The organism is Serratia sp. szju, from assembly GCF_044594185.1.
Classification (GTDB): Bacteria; Pseudomonadota; Gammaproteobacteria; order Enterobacterales; family Enterobacteriaceae; genus Serratia; species Serratia bockelmannii.
In genome coordinates, this window is the sequence record NZ_CP172576.1 from 2322273 (window position 1) to 2336464 (window position 14192).

Consider the following 14192-nt stretch of genomic DNA (forward strand, 5'->3'; position numbering starts at 1 on the left):
ACGGGGCGCAGCCTGGCTGCGCCCTCAGGGTATTAAGGTGCCGGAATGGTAAAACGGGTGTGGATTTCTTCGAGCGCCTGCAGCACTTCCTCATCCAGAATCACGTCGAGGCTGTCGAGGTTGATTTTCAACTGCTCCACCGAGGTGGCGCCCAACAGGGTGCTGGCGACGAACGGCTGTTGACGCACGAAGGCCAGCGCCATCTGCGAAGGGTCCAGCCCGTGTTTTTTGGCCAGCGCCACGTATTCGGCGATCGCCCGCTGGGTTTGCTGCCCTGAATAACGATTGAAGCGGGTGAACAGCGTATTGCGCGCACCGGCCGGTTTAGCGCCGTTGAGGTATTTACCGCTCAGCGTACCGAACGCCAGGCTGGAATAGGCCAGCAGTTCTACCCCTTCGTGCTGGCTGATTTCGGCCAGGCCAATCTCAAAGCTGCGGTTCAGCAGGCTGTACGGGTTTTGGATCGACACGATGCGCGGCAGCTCGTGTTTCTCCGCCAGCTGCAGATAGCGCATCACGCCCCAGGGCGTTTCGTTGGAGACCCCGATATAGCGAATTTTACCGGCGCGCACCTGCTCGGTCAGCGCCTCCAGGGTTTCCAGCAGCGTGACCGTGGCTTTGTCATCGGTATATTGATAGTTGAGTTTGCCAAAGCAGTTGGTGGCGCGCTGCGGCCAGTGCAATTGGTAAAGATCGAGATAATCGGTGTTCAGCCGCTTGAGGCTGGCGTCCAGCGCGGCGCGGATGTTTTTGCGATCGAGCGCCTGCTGCGGGCGGATGCTGCTGTCAGTGCCGCGCACCGGGCCCGAGACTTTGCTGGCCAGGACGATTTTTTCGCGATTGCCGCGCGCTTTGATCCAACTGCCGATATAGCTCTCGGTCAGGCCCTGGGTTTCCGGGCGGGGCGGCACCGGATACAGTTCGGCGGTGTCTATCAGGTTCACGCCTGCGGCCAATGCATAGTCCAGTTGCGCATGGGCGTCGGCTTCGCTGTTCTGTTCGCCAAAGGTCATGGTGCCCAGTCCCAGCACGCTCACTTCTAAAGAACTGTGGGGAATACGGTGGTATTGCATTAACGGCCTTCCTTTCTTGTTAGCGCTGACGGGCCGTGCGGCCCGGTGAAACAGGAGCCCAATTCAGAAGACGGCGCAAAGTCCGTCGGGCGGCGATGTCGCCTTTCCTGACTATAACCAAGCGGTGAAGATGGGGGAAGCGGATTCCGTGCGGACACGAATGAGGGCTACCGCGCTCGAGCGGGCGATAGCCGGCGGGCGGTGATTAGCGTTCGATAACCTGGGAAACCTGATCGCCGTTGATCTGGCGGTGGTTGCCTTTCTCATCTTTATAACTGATGAGTCCGGTGTCTGTGTCGATCTCTGGTTTGCCTTGCGTCAGGATCATGTTGCCGTCTTTGGTCGCCATGACGTAGTCGCTGGAACATCCCGCCAAACCGGCGGCCATCACCAGCGCAGACACTGCCATTACCCACTTTTTCATCCTGCGGATCCTCGATTATGCAGAAAACAATGTTCTTTCAAGATTAGCAAACTCTTGGCCGGGGGCGTCTCAGATAAGTCTTTATCTGATAAGAAAAACTGAAATGAGGGGGCAACGAAACGGCGGAAGCCGCCGATGGCGGCCTCCGCGTAGGGTTATTCCGGCGAACGGTTTTTCTTGCTGCGCATCAGATTGAGCGCCTCTACTGACATGGAGAAGAACATGGCGAAGTAGATGTAGCCTTTCGGCACGTGCACCTGGAAGCTTTCCAGCATCAGCGTGAAGCCCACCAGGATCAGGAACGCCAGCGCCAGCATTTTTACCGACGGATGGCGATTGACGAATTCGCCGATCGGCCGGGCGGCGAACATCATCACGCCGACGGCGATCACCACCGCCGCCATCATGATGAACAGATGGTCGGAGAGGCCCACGGCGGTAATCACCGAGTCCAGACTGAAGATGATATCCAACAGCATGATTTGCACGATCGCGCCGAAGAAGCTGTGCACCTTGGTGTGGTGCTCTTCTTCCGACCCCTCGATGGTTTCGTGGATCTCTTTGCTGGCTTTCCAGATCAGGAACAATCCCCCCAGCAGCAGGATCAAATCGCGGGCGGAAATAGAGTGATCCAGCACGGTGAACAGCGGGTGCGTCAAGCGGATCACCCAGGCTATGGAGGCCAACAGCGCCAGACGCATAATCATGGCGGCGGCCAGCCCGAGCCGGCGAGCTTTGTTCTGTTGCGCTTTGGGCAGCTTGGCCACCACCAGCGACAGAAAAATGATGTTATCAATACCCAGTACGATCTCAAGAATGGTTAGCGTACCTAACGCTAACCAGGCATTGGGATCCATAATCCATTCGAACATTGCCCGACACACCTTAATACTAAATAAATGCAAAGTGTGAATTATACGCGTTTATCGCGGCGCTGACAGGGTTAGCTAAACCAGAGTTAAACGAAATCGCCTAGATTGAGAAATGTCTTGCCAGCAGCGCGCCGGTAAAACCCTTTTTCAGATAGAAACCGCGCGGCAGCGTCATGATAGGTTGCCCCTGTTCGCCGATGGCTTCGGTGAGCGCCTTGTTGTTGGCCGCTTTGGGGCGCAGTTGCAGCACTTCGCCGTGGCGCGCGGTGATGCGTTCTACGTGACCGAGCACGATCAGATCCATCAGTTCTTCCCAATCGCGGCGCAACCTCTCTTCTTCTGCCGCGCTCGGGCTCCACAGCAGCGGCGAACCGACGCGGCGCTGGGCTAGCGGGATCTGCCGTTCGCCTTCTACCGGTATCCATAACACGCGCGCCAGCTTGTGGCGAACGTGGCTGCTGGCCCAGGTGACGCCGCTGTTGCCGGTGAGCGGGGCGACGCAGACAAACGTGGTTTCCAGCGGTTTGCCGGCGGCGTCGACAGGAATGGTTTTCAGCTCAATGCCCAGCTCGGGAAAATCCTGTTCCGGTTTGCTGCCGGCCATGGCGCCGAGATACAGCTCCAGCAGCATGCCCACCCAACCCTTATCGCGTTTCAGATCCTTGGGGATCGGCAATTGCGCACGGGCGGCCAGTTCACCAAAGCTGAAGCCGGCCAGCGCCTGAGCGCGCTCGAACAGCTGCCGTTCATTTTCCGGCGGGGGCGGCAAAGGGGATAAAAATGCCATAAATCAAGCCTGTCGAATTTGGTTGAAAAATGTACTGCAATTATACACGGCGAGCGATAACCGCTGTCGCCTGGGGAAAAGAATAATAGTAGCATGATTTTACATGACTTTTTTTCTTTCCTTACGTGGTCGACAATACACTCACGGGGCTTGTTCACCTGAAGCCACCGACAATAAACAGGATCTTACACCTATTTATCCACAGATTTATGGGATAACCCAAATTTTTGCCGATCACTGGTTCAATTTACAGCCTTGACTCAGGCGGTTTTTTACGAATTTGTCCGTTTTGTGCGTAACTTGCCCGCATAATCTGTGGATAAAAACGGCGTTGGTGGATCTTTCACCAGGGTAAGATCCTTACCGTGCATAGATCACATTTTTGACCTGTTCATCATTGCGTGTTGTCGTTTAATTATATGTTTTTAAGGTAAATATGTGTTTTTCGGTATGAGGGGATATTTGAGGGTGTGAGAGTTTTACCGGCTTATCCCTCGAGTTCTGCACACACCTATCCACAGAAAAAGTGAATAAAACCGGCTTAAAAGGCTGGGGTATGTTTATAACTTTGCCTATATCTGTGAGTTATCCCAATGTTATCCGGCCCGCAGCACCGTAAAGCAGTGGTTTACCGCCTGTAGCTTGTGTGAAACAATCAGGACATCTATGCGAATTTAAGCTTATCGAGGTAGTCCGGTGATCGATGATGATGGCTACCGCCCGAATGTTGGTATCGTAATCTGTAATCGTCAGGGGCAGGTCTTATGGGCCCGCCGTTACGGTCAGCACTCCTGGCAGTTTCCCCAAGGTGGGATTAACCCTGGCGAAACTGCGGAGCAGGCGATGTACCGTGAGCTGTTCGAAGAAGTGGGGCTGAGTAAAAAGGATGTGCGCATCCTGGCTTCGACCCGCAACTGGTTGCGCTATAAATTGCCGAAACGTTTGGTGCGTTGGGACACAAAGCCGGTTTGTATCGGCCAAAAGCAAAAATGGTTTTTGTTGCAGCTACTGTGCAATGACGCTGATATCAATATGCAGCGCAGCAGCACGCCGGAGTTCGACGGTTGGCGCTGGGTGAGCTTCTGGTATCCGGTGCGCCAGGTGGTGTCGTTCAAACGCGACGTTTACCGCCGGGTGATGAAAGAATTCGCCGTGACCGTGATGCCGATGCAAGAGCAGGCGGCGCCGCGGCAGGCCCCCGCTTATCGCCGAAAGAGAGGTTAAGTTAAGCCGACTATGCTCACGCGCTTGCGAGAAATTGTAGAGAAGGTGGCCGCGGCGGCCAGTCTGACGGATGCGCTGGATCTGCTGGTCAATGAAACCTGTCTGGCGATGGACACCGAAGTGTGTTCCATCTACCTGGCGGACAACGATCGCCGCTGCTACTACCTGATGGCCACGCGCGGTCTGAAAAAGCCGCGCGGGCGCACTATCGCATTGGCGTTTGACGAGGGCGTCGTCGGGTTGGTCGGCCGCCGGGCCGAGCCTATCAACCTGGCCGATGCTCAAAGCCATCCCAGTTTCAAATATGTCCCTCAGGTGAAAGAGGATCGTTTCCGATCCTTCCTCGGGGTGCCAATCATTCACCGGCGCCAGCTGTTGGGCGTGCTGGTGGTGCAGCAGCGTGAGCTGCGCCAGTTCGACGAAAGCGAAGAGTCTTTCATGGTCACCCTGGCCACGCAGATGGCCGGGATCCTGTCACAGTCGCAGCTTAACGCCATTTTCGGCCAGTATCGCCAAACGCGCGTGCGCGCGCTGGCGGCCTCGCCCGGCGTGGCGGTGGCGGAAGGGTGGCAGGACAGCAGCCAGCCTTCGCTCGATCAGGTTTACCGCGCGTCGACGCTGGACACCGCCAGCGAGCGCGAGCGCCTGACGTTGGCGCTGGAAGAGGCCGGCGCCGAATTTCGTCGCTTCAGCAAGCGTTTTGCCGCCAGCTCGCAAAAAGAGAGCGCGGCGATCTTCGATCTTTATTCTCACCTGCTAAACGATGCCCGCCTCAAGCGCGAATTGTTCGCCGAAATTGATAACGGCTCGGTGGCGGAATGGGCGGTGAAGCAGGTGATAGAAGCCTTTGCCGAACAGTTCGCCAAACTGCAGGACACCTATATGCGCGAGCGCGGCAGCGACCTGCGCGCGCTGGGCCAGCGCCTGCTGTTCCACCTCGACGACACCACTCAGGGCGCCACCCAGTGGCCGGCGCGTTTTGTGCTGGTGGCGGATGAACTGACCGCGACATTGCTGGCCGAAGTGCCGCAGGATCGCCTGGTCGGCGTGGTGGTGCGCGACGGCGCCGCCAACTCGCATGCGGCGATTTTGGTGCGGGCGATGGGCGTGCCGACGGTGATGGGCGCCGACATCCAGCCTTCTCTGCTCAGCCAGCGGCTGCTGATCGTTGATGGGTATCGCGGCGAACTGCTGGTCGATCCTGAGCCGGTGCTGGTGCAGGAATACCAACGGCTGATCAGCGAAGAACAGGAACTGAGCAAGCTGGCGGAAGACGACGTCGAACAGCCGGCGCAGTTGAAAAGCGGCGAACGCGTTCAGGTGATGTTGAACGCCGGCCTCAGCCCGGAACATGAACAGCTGTTGGGCGGCCGGGTGGACGGCGTGGGATTGTACCGCACTGAAATTCCGTTCATGTTGCAAAGCGGTTTCCCTTCCGAAGAAGAACAGGTCGCGCAGTATCAAGGTATGTTGCAGCTTTACCCCAACAAACCGGTCACGTTGCGCACGCTAGACATCGGCGCCGACAAGCAACTGCCCTACATGCCGATCAGCGAAGAAAATCCCTGCCTGGGCTGGCGCGGCATTCGCATCACTCTGGACCAGCCGGAGATCTTTTTGATACAGGTGCGCGCCATGCTGCGCGCCAATGCCGGCACCGGCAACCTGGGCATTTTGCTGCCGATGGTCACCAGCCTGGAAGAGGTCGATGAGGCCAAGCGCCTGATTGACCGCGCCGGGCGCGAGGTGGAAGAGGTGCTTGGCTACGCGATCCCGAAACCGAAAATCGGCGTGATGTTGGAAGTGCCGTCGATGATTTTCCTGATCCCGCATTTGGCCGGGCGCGTCGACTTCATCTCGGTAGGCACCAACGATTTGACCCAGTACCTGCTGGCGGTGGATCGCAACAACACGCGGGTAGCCTCGCTGTACGACAGTCTGCATCCCGCGATGCTGCAGGTGCTGAAGCTGATCGCCGAACAGGGGAAAGCGGCCGGGCTGCAGCTTAGCCTATGCGGTGAACTGGCCGGCGATCCGATGGGCGCGCTGTTGCTGGTGGGCATGGGCTATCGCAATCTGAGCATGAACGGCCGCAGCGTGGCGCGCATCAAATACCTGCTGCGACATATCGACCTTGCCGACGCGGAAGTGTTGGCGCTCCGGGTGTTGAACACCCAAATGACCACGGAAGTGCGCCATTTGGTGGCGGCGTTTATGGAGCGACGCGGCATGGGCGGGTTGATTCGCGGCGGCAGATAATCGCCGCGCGATGTGATTTTTTTACAGAACTTTTCCCGCGCTGCCGGCCCGGACCGCGCTAAGCCTATGTTATGATGCGCAACCTCAGCGCGACGCATGTTCGTCGTCTTGCAAACCGCAGCGGCCAATGCTGCCGTTTGCAAGGCGCGAGGTAATGTCCGTCGCCGTTTGGCACCTGCCGCCCCCGCATGGGGAAAAATAACAGACATGTTGTGGTGATAGATGAGCAATAGCTATCTGGCGTTTCCTAAATTTGATCCGGTCATTTTCTCCATTGGCCCGGTTTCTTTGCATTGGTACGGCCTGATGTATCTGGTCGGCTTCGTTTTTGCCATGTGGCTGGCGGTGCGCCGCGCCAACAAGCCGGGCAGCGGCTGGACCAAAGACGAAGTGGAAAACCTGCTCTACGCCGGTTTCCTGGGCGTATTCGTCGGCGGCCGCGTGGGCTATGTGCTGTTCTACAACCTGCCGTTGTTCCTGGATAATCCGCTCTATCTGTTCAAGGTCTGGGATGGCGGCATGTCGTTCCACGGCGGTTTGATGGGGGTGATTCTGGTGATGTTCTGGTTCGCTCGTCGCACCAAACGCACCTTCTTCCAGGTTTCCGATTTTATCGCGCCATTGATCCCGTTCGGTTTGGGCGCCGGCCGCCTCGGCAACTTCATCAACGGTGAACTGTGGGGCCGCGTGACTACCGACACCCCTTGGGCGATGCTGTTCCCAAGCTCGCGCAGCGAAGACGTGGCGCTCGCCGCCGCCGATCCTTCTCTGCTGCCGCTGCTGAACCAGTACGGCGTGCTGCCGCGTCACCCGTCCCAGCTGTATGAACTGCTGCTGGAAGGCGTGGTGCTGTTTATCATTCTGAACCTGTTCATCCGCAAGCCGCGGCCGATGGGTGCCGTATCGGGCCTGTTCCTGATCGGTTATGGCGCATTCCGCATCATCGTCGAAGCGTTCCGCCAGCCGGATGCCCAGCTTGGCCTGTTCGACGGCGTGATCAGCATGGGGCAGATCCTGTCCATCCCGATGGTGGTGGCCGGTATTATTATGATGATTTGGGCGTACCGTCGTCGCCCGCAGCAACAACTGTCGTGAGGGACAAATGAAACAGTATCTGGATTTGATGAACAAGGTGCTCGCCGAGGGCACTCCTAAAGCCGACCGTACCGGCACTGGCACGTTGTCGATTTTCGGCCACCAGATGCGTTTCAATTTGCAGGAAGGCTTCCCGTTGGTGACCACCAAGAAATGTCATCTGCGTTCGATCATTCATGAGCTGTTGTGGTTCCTGAACGGCGATACCAACACCGCCTACCTGCGTGACAACAAGGTCACCATTTGGGACGAGTGGGCCGATGAAAACGGCGATCTCGGCCCGGTGTACGGCAAGCAGTGGCGCGCCTGGGGGGCGGCGGATGGTCGTCAGATCGATCAACTGAGCAACGTGCTCCAACAGCTGAAGCAGGATCCGGATTCGCGCCGCATCATCGTTTCCGCCTGGAACGTCGGTGAGCTGGACCAGATGGCGCTGGCGCCGTGCCACGCGTTCTTCCAGTTCTACGTGGCGGACGGCAAGCTCTCTTGCCAGCTGTACCAGCGTTCCTGCGACGTGTTCCTGGGCCTGCCGTTCAACATCGCCAGCTATGCGCTGTTGGTGCACATGATGGCGCAGCAGTGCGATCTGGAAGTGGGTGATTTCGTCTGGACTGGCGGCGATACCCACCTGTACAGCAACCACATGGAACAGACGCGGCTGCAGCTGACGCGTGAACCGCGTCCGTTGCCGAAACTGGTGATCAAACGCAAGCCGGCTTCGCTGTTCGATTACCGTTTCGAAGACTTCGAGATCGAAGGTTACGATCCGCATCCGGCCATCAAGGCGCCGGTCGCGATCTGACCTTAACCGCATCACACCAGGGGCGCAGCGATTGCGCCCCTTTTTTTATCCGCATTGCGCACTGCGCCGCATTTTATTGTCGCCACTTGTCACTACTGAGAAAACATTGCGCAGCTTGCCGCAAGGCTTGCGCATACGGCTTTACCGCTTTGTTACGGCCCTTACACTGGCCGCATGAAAGACAAGACTCTCTCGAACATTGATGACCGCCAGCGTGGCATGACGCTGATTGAACTGTTAGCGGCGATATTGATCGCCGGCATGCTTACCGGCTGGGGCGTCGGGCAATGGCGCTATCATCAGCAAGCGCTGCGGCTGGAACACACGGCCCAACAACTGCTGGCGTTTTTGCTGCGATTGCAGGCGGACGCCAACTGGCGTAACCGCACGACGCTGCTGTGGTTCAAGAGCGGCACGCCTTGGTGTCTGGGCGGTGGCGTGCCGCCGCCGGATTGTGGTTCAGCCGAAGGCCCCGTTTTTTCACCGTTTTATCGCGACGTTGCGCTGAGCGGTTATACCGACAAAGAAATCGGGTTTTACGGTTTGCGCAATACTGCGCAGGCGGGGCATATCCAGCTCAGCAATGAGGCAGGCGGCCTGCGGCTAGTGCTGTCTGCCCGAGGGCGGCTGCGTTTATGCAGCGAAGGGCTCCGGATAAGGGGGATCGCGCCATGCTGACTGTCGAACGCGGTTTTACTCTGCCGGAGGTCATGTTGGCGCTGGTGTTCGGCAGCGTGATCGCGCTTGGCGCGGCAAAAACTTACCCGCTGTTACGCCAGCAGAACGTGGCCGTTGGTCAGCACTTTCGGCTGGAGTCAACGCTGCGACAGCTGGCGTTCGGCATTGAGAAAGATCTGCGCCGCGCCGGTTTTTGCGCCGGGCAGTGCGCAGGCCGTCCGTTGCTGATCGGCCAGGCATCGGGAGAAGCGGCGGGCAGCTGCGTTATCGTCGCTTACGACATCACCCGCAGCGGGCAATGGCCCACCTCGGGCGAGGATGCAGGCTATTTCGGTTATCGGCTGCGCAATGGCGGCTTGGAAGGGCAGCGCGGCGTAAGCCAATGCGATGGCGGCGGCTGGGAGCGGCTGCTCGATCATGACGAAGTGCGCATTGAGCGGTTTCATGTGGCGATAGAGCGGGGCGATCACGGCGCAGCGTTGGCTCGTCTGACGCTGACGGGGCGCTCCACCAGCGATACGCGTATCAGGCGCAGTCTGAGCGGGAGCGTCGAAATGGCGGCGCTGCCATGAAGCGGCGCACCCAGCGAGGCGGTAGCACCCTGGCGGCGGTGATGTTGCTGCTGGCGCTGGGGCTGATGTTGCTCAATGCTCAGCATCGGCAATTGGATAACGCGCTGTTACTGGCCGCCGATCAGCAGCGTTACCTTCAGGCTTACAATCAGGCCGCTTCGGCGCTGAGTTGGGGGATGAGCCAGCGCTGGCCGCGCGCCGAGCTGAGTGCAGCGGCCTGGCTATGCAGGCAGCGCGTGGAATTGACGGCCTGCGCCCGGCTGTCTACCAGAGCGGGGGTGGTGACGGTACGCGGCCTTGGTGAGATGCACGGGGGGGAGCCGCTTTGGCTGTATCAATGGGGCGTGTTTGACGATGCAGAGGCTGCTGGCAAGGTGCAAGCGCAGCCAGGGGGGCGGCTGGATTTTTGCCCCGAGAAAAGGCTGGCTGACTGCGATGGCTAACGCTCGCGCAGGGCGGCTATCCCGCAACGGCTTCAGCCTACCGGAGGTATTGGTGGCAGCCTTGCTGTTCTCGGTGTCGCTGCTTGGCTTGTTACAGTATCATCAGGTGCTGTTGCAGTCGTTTCAGCGCCAGTGGCACTACCGGCAAGCCTGGGCGCTGGCGCACCAGCAGTTGGAAACGTTCGCCGTCACCGGGCGGCTCGATGCCGAACCACCGCTGGATGGCTGGCGACGTGAGGCGGCGCTTGACGATGCGGAGAGTGATTGCCGTCGATTGACGGTCAGGGTTCAAACGCCGCAGCGGCAGTGGGCAACGCTGAGCCGTTGGTATTGCACCCGTTTTTGAGCCGGTATGTTTTTTGTTTTAAAGGAGCGTTCATGTTCACGGTTTATCATTCCAATCAGCTGGATTTATTGAAGACGCTGACCAGCGCGCTGATAGCCAGAGATCCGTTGGCCGATCCTTTTCAACAGGAAGTGGTACTGGTGCAGAGCCCCGGGATGGCGCAATGGCTGCAGATGCAGCTGGCGGAACAATTCGGCATCGCCGCCAATGTCGCGTTTCCGCTGCCAGCGACCTTTATTTGGGACATGTTCACCCGGGTGCTGCCGGATATCCCGAAAGAGAGCGCCTTCAGCAAGGACGCCATGACCTGGAAGCTGATGTGGTTGCTGCCAGAGATGCTGACCCAACCGGCGTTTGCGCCGCTGCAGCACTATCTGACCGATGACGGCGACAAGCGCAAAATTCATCAGCTGGCCGGCCGGGTCGCCGACCTGTTCGACCAATATTTGGTTTATCGCCCGCAGTGGCTGGAGAGTTGGCAGCGCGGTGAGCGCATCGACGGTCTGGCGGAGGCTCAGCAATGGCAGGCGCCGCTCTGGGCGCGGTTGGTAGAGTACACGCGCGAACTGGGGCAGCCGGAATGGCACCGCGCTAATCTGTACAGCCGCTTTATCCACGCGCTGGAGCAGGCAAAAACGTGCCCGCCCGGTTTGCCGCCGCGGGTGTTTATCTGCGGCATCTCGGCGTTGCCGCCGATCTATTTGGAGGCGCTGCAGGCGCTGGGGCGGCATATCGATATCCACCTGATGTTCACCAACCCCTGTCGTTATTACTGGGGCGACATTCAGGATTACGCTTTCCTGGCCCGCTTGCAGAGCCGCAAGCGTCGTCATTACCATCAGGCGCGTGAGCAAGGGCTGTTTCGCGAGCCGGCCGACGCGGCGCGCCTGTTTGACGCCGAAGGTCAGCAGCAGCTCAGCAACCCGCTGCTGGCCTCCTGGGGCAAGCTGGGGCGCGATCACCTCTATCTGCTGTCGCAGATGGAAGGGGCGCAAGAGGTAGACGCCTTTGTCGATATCCCGGCGGATACCATGCTGCACGCCGTTCAGCGCGACATGCTGGAGTTGGAAGATCATGCGGTGATCGGTATTACCGCGGAAACGCTGGAAAGCAGCGTCAGCAAACGCCCGCTTGATGAGAATGACCGCTCCCTCAACCTGCACGCCTGCCACAGCCCACAGCGGGAAGTGGAGGTGCTGCACGATCAACTGCTGACCATGCTGGCGCAGGATCCGTCGTTGACACCGCGCGACATCATCGTGATGGTAGCGGATATCGACAGCTACACGCCTTATATTCAGGCTGTGTTCGGCAACGCCCCCGCCGAGCGCTACCTGCCGTTCGCCATTTCTGACCGTAAAGCGCGGCAGGCGCATCCGGCGCTGCAGGCGTTCATTTCACTGCTCGATTTGCCGCAAAGCCGCTTTACCTCGGAACAGGTGCTGGCGCTGCTGGAGGTGCCTGCCCTGGCTACCCGTTTCGCCATCGGCGAAGAGGGGCTGCGCCTGCTGCGTCACTGGGTTGGTGAATCCGGCGTTCGCTGGGGCCTGGACGACGATAACGTGCGCGAACTGGATCTGCCCGCCACTGGCCAGCATACCTGGCGCTTCGGCATTACGCGCATGCTGCTTGGCTACGCGATGGACAGCAATGCCGGCGATTGGCAGGGCATTTTACCTTACGACGAATCGAGCGGGTTGGCCGCCGAGTTGGCGGGGCAGTTGGCAGACCTGCTGGCGCAGCTCAGCCACTGGCGGCAAGTCTTGAGCGAAGCGCGCCCGCTCGAGGCGTGGCTGCCGTTGTGCCGGCAACTGCTGGATGCCTTCTTCGCCGCGGATAGTGACACTGAAGTCGTGCTGGCGCTGATCGAACAGCAGTGGCAGCAGGCCATCAATTTTGGCCTGGCGGCGCGCTATCCCGACGAGGTGCCGTTGACCATTCTGCGTGACGATCTGGCGGCGCGCCTCGATCAGGAACGCATCAGTCAGCGCTTCCTCGCCGGGCAAATCAACTTCTGTACGCTGATGCCGATGCGTTCCATTCCGTTCAAGGTGGTGTGCCTGCTGGGCATGAACGACGGCGTGTATCCGCGCACGCTGCCGCCGCTGGGGTTCGATCTGATGGCGCAGCAGGTCAAACGTGGCGACCGTAGCCGTCGCGATGACGACCGCTATCTGTTCCTGGAAGCGATTTTGTCCGCTCAGCAGCGGCTGTATATCAGCTTCATCGGCCGTTCCATTCAGGACAACAGCCCGCGCTATCCTTCGGTGCTGGTCACCGAGCTGCTGGAGTACCTGGAGCAAAGCTATTGTCTGCCGGGAGACGAGGAACTTAGTGCAGACGACAGCGCCCGCCGAGTGGGCGAGCACTTGCTGAAGTGGCATGCGCGCATGCCGTTCGCCGCCGAGAATTTCTTGCCGGGCTCGGAGGCGCAAAGCTATGCCGCCGAGTGGCTGCCCGCCGCCGATGGTCGCGGTGCGGCGCATCCGGCGTTCAACCAGCCGCTGCCCGCCGAAGCGCTGCAGCAAATAGCGTTGGATGAGCTGCTGCGGTTTTATCGCCATCCGATTCGTGCCTTCTTCCAGCTGCGCTTGGGCGTCAGTTTTATCCTGGAAGAGACCGAGTTGCCGGACGAAGAACCCTTCACGCTGGATAACCTCAGCCGTTACCAGTTCAACAGTCAACTGCTGAATACGCTTATCGACGGCGACGATCCCGAGCGGCTATTCCAGCGGGTGCGCGCCGCCGGTGGGTTGCCCTATGGCGCCTTCGGCGAAATTTATTGGCAAAAGCAGCAGGAAGAAATGAGCGAACTGGCCGAGCAGGTGCGCGCGGAACGGGCGCAGAGCCATAGCCTGGAGCTGGATATCGATATCGCCGGCGTGCGCCTCAGTGGCTGGCTGCACCAGGTGCAGGATGACGGCCTGTTGCGCTGGCGGCCCGCTACGCTGTCGGCGGTGGACGGCATATTGTTGTGGCTGGAGCACCTGGTGTATTGCTGTGCCGGCGGCACCGGCGAGAGCCGCATGTATGGCCGCAAGAACTCCGCCTGGCGCTTTGCCGCGCTGGCGCCAGAAGAGGCGCAGGCACAGTTGGCGGAGCTGCTGGCGGGCTATCAACGCGGTCTGTGTGAGCCGCTGCTGTTGCTGAACAAGAGCGGCTGGGCGTGGCTGAGCCAGTGCTATCTGCCGGAAACGCAGCAAATCGACTGGGAGGAAGACGCGCAAATTAAGGCCCGCGCCAAATTGCTGCAGGCCTGGCAGGGCGATCAGCGCATTCCCGGAGAAGGGGAAGATCCCTACGTGCAGCGAGTATTCCGCCAATTGGATAATGAATACTTGGCGCAAATTCTGGCCGAAACAGAGCGTTATCTGCTGCCGGTGGCGCGGCATAACCTGGGGTAACAATCCCCCGGTGGTGCTGTGCAGCGGGAGGTGGTAAAAATAACGAAGGTTATATTCAACCATTGGGGTAATTCCCGGTCTGACATAACGTACAGGCATATACCCGCCGTGTTCGGACCGCCACATTGGCGAAGAACCCGGCGAGTACCGATTTGGTTATGTGGTTTTGATGCACGTCGCCAACGTCAGGGAGTGGGCGTAGCGACGTCAGAA

General features: G+C 59.3%; 13 protein-coding genes. 9 read left to right on the forward strand and 4 right to left on the reverse strand.

Translation table 11 applies throughout. From position 1 onward, the window contains the following. Window positions 1–32: 32 nt before the first annotated feature. From RE418_RS10895 to mutH, 4 genes are all read right to left on the reverse strand, one after another. A complete protein-coding gene (locus RE418_RS10895) occupies window positions 33–1073 on the reverse strand; it encodes an NADP(H)-dependent aldo-keto reductase (protein ID WP_043139835.1) in 1041 nt (346 codons plus the stop codon). Window positions 1074–1278: 205 nt separating this feature from the next. Next, entirely contained in the window at window positions 1279–1497 is a 219-nt protein-coding gene (locus tag RE418_RS10900) for a YgdI/YgdR family lipoprotein (RefSeq protein ID WP_016929923.1), read from the reverse strand. Between the two features lie 155 nt (window positions 1498–1652). After that, window positions 1653–2369 carry a TerC family protein gene (locus tag RE418_RS10905; RefSeq protein WP_025304068.1) on the reverse strand — a complete coding sequence of 239 codons (717 nt, stop codon included), beginning with the start codon at window positions 2367–2369 and terminating at the stop codon, window positions 1653–1655. Window positions 2370–2469: 100 nt separating this feature from the next. Continuing rightward, the gene (mutH, locus tag RE418_RS10910; RefSeq protein ID WP_025304067.1) at window positions 2470–3156 is read right to left on the reverse strand and encodes a DNA mismatch repair endonuclease MutH; all 687 of its coding nucleotides are present in this window, start codon (window positions 3154–3156) and stop codon (window positions 2470–2472) included. Window positions 3157–3852: 696 nt separating this feature from the next. On the opposite strand from mutH, the gene rppH reads away from it, so the two are divergent. The 9 genes from rppH to recC all read left to right on the forward strand — a co-directional run bounded on the left by rppH (window position 3853) and on the right by recC (window position 13979). Then, on the forward strand, window positions 3853–4380 hold the full coding sequence (gene rppH, locus RE418_RS10915) for an RNA pyrophosphohydrolase (RefSeq protein ID WP_004931849.1): 528 nt from the start codon (window positions 3853–3855) through the stop codon (window positions 4378–4380). Between the two features lie 12 nt (window positions 4381–4392). Next, on the forward strand, window positions 4393–6639 hold the full coding sequence (gene ptsP / locus RE418_RS10920) for a phosphoenolpyruvate--protein phosphotransferase (RefSeq protein WP_043139841.1): 2247 nt from the start codon (window positions 4393–4395) through the stop codon (window positions 6637–6639). A gap of 222 nt (window positions 6640–6861) precedes the next feature. Beyond that, window positions 6862–7734 (forward strand): prolipoprotein diacylglyceryl transferase, encoded by an 873-nt coding sequence (lgt, locus tag RE418_RS10925; protein WP_016929919.1) that lies wholly within the window; start codon window positions 6862–6864, stop codon window positions 7732–7734. Between the two features lie 7 nt (window positions 7735–7741). After that, window positions 7742–8536: a thymidylate synthase gene (thyA, locus tag RE418_RS10930; RefSeq protein ID WP_043139847.1), complete on the forward strand. Its 795-nt coding sequence runs from the start codon at window positions 7742–7744 to the stop codon at window positions 8534–8536. A gap of 174 nt (window positions 8537–8710) precedes the next feature. Next, window positions 8711–9214, forward strand: a complete 504-nt coding sequence (locus RE418_RS10935) for a prepilin peptidase-dependent protein (RefSeq protein WP_025304064.1) — start codon at window positions 8711–8713, stop codon at window positions 9212–9214. Then, entirely contained in the window at window positions 9208–9786 is a 579-nt protein-coding gene (locus tag RE418_RS10940; protein ID WP_043139850.1) for a prepilin peptidase-dependent protein, read from the forward strand. The genes RE418_RS10935 and RE418_RS10940 overlap by 7 nt, the downstream gene beginning before the upstream one ends. Then, on the forward strand, window positions 9783–10229 hold the full coding sequence (locus RE418_RS10945; protein ID WP_043139853.1) for a YgdB family protein: 447 nt from the start codon (window positions 9783–9785) through the stop codon (window positions 10227–10229). The genes RE418_RS10940 and RE418_RS10945 overlap by 4 nt, the downstream gene beginning before the upstream one ends. Beyond that, on the forward strand, window positions 10222–10575 hold the full coding sequence (locus tag RE418_RS10950; protein WP_043139856.1) for a prepilin-type N-terminal cleavage/methylation domain-containing protein: 354 nt from the start codon (window positions 10222–10224) through the stop codon (window positions 10573–10575). The genes RE418_RS10945 and RE418_RS10950 overlap by 8 nt, the downstream gene beginning before the upstream one ends. A gap of 32 nt (window positions 10576–10607) precedes the next feature. Next, the gene (recC, locus tag RE418_RS10955; RefSeq protein ID WP_043139861.1) at window positions 10608–13979 is read left to right on the forward strand and encodes an exodeoxyribonuclease V subunit gamma; all 3372 of its coding nucleotides are present in this window, start codon (window positions 10608–10610) and stop codon (window positions 13977–13979) included. Window positions 13980–14192: the final 213 nt, after the last annotated feature.

Coding starts and splice junctions, on each gene's coding strand:
- RE418_RS10900 (WP_016929923.1), bottom strand. CDS start 1,497: ATGAAAAAGTGGGTAATGGCAGTGTCTGCGCTGGTGATGGCCGCCGGT.
- RE418_RS10950 (WP_043139856.1), top strand. CDS start 10,222: ATGGCTAACGCTCGCGCAGGGCGGCTATCCCGCAACGGCTTCAGCCTA.
- RE418_RS10940 (WP_043139850.1), top strand. CDS start 9,208: ATGCTGACTGTCGAACGCGGTTTTACTCTGCCGGAGGTCATGTTGGCG.
- lgt (WP_016929919.1), top strand. CDS start 6,862: ATGAGCAATAGCTATCTGGCGTTTCCTAAATTTGATCCGGTCATTTTC.
- ptsP (WP_043139841.1), top strand. CDS start 4,393: ATGCTCACGCGCTTGCGAGAAATTGTAGAGAAGGTGGCCGCGGCGGCC.
- mutH (WP_025304067.1), bottom strand. CDS start 3,156: ATGGCATTTTTATCCCCTTTGCCGCCCCCGCCGGAAAATGAACGGCAG.
- RE418_RS10935 (WP_025304064.1), top strand. CDS start 8,711: ATGAAAGACAAGACTCTCTCGAACATTGATGACCGCCAGCGTGGCATG.
- thyA (WP_043139847.1), top strand. CDS start 7,742: ATGAAACAGTATCTGGATTTGATGAACAAGGTGCTCGCCGAGGGCACT.
- recC (WP_043139861.1), top strand. CDS start 10,608: ATGTTCACGGTTTATCATTCCAATCAGCTGGATTTATTGAAGACGCTG.
- RE418_RS10895 (WP_043139835.1), bottom strand. CDS start 1,073: ATGCAATACCACCGTATTCCCCACAGTTCTTTAGAAGTGAGCGTGCTG.
- RE418_RS10905 (WP_025304068.1), bottom strand. CDS start 2,369: ATGTTCGAATGGATTATGGATCCCAATGCCTGGTTAGCGTTAGGTACG.
- RE418_RS10945 (WP_043139853.1), top strand. CDS start 9,783: ATGAAGCGGCGCACCCAGCGAGGCGGTAGCACCCTGGCGGCGGTGATG.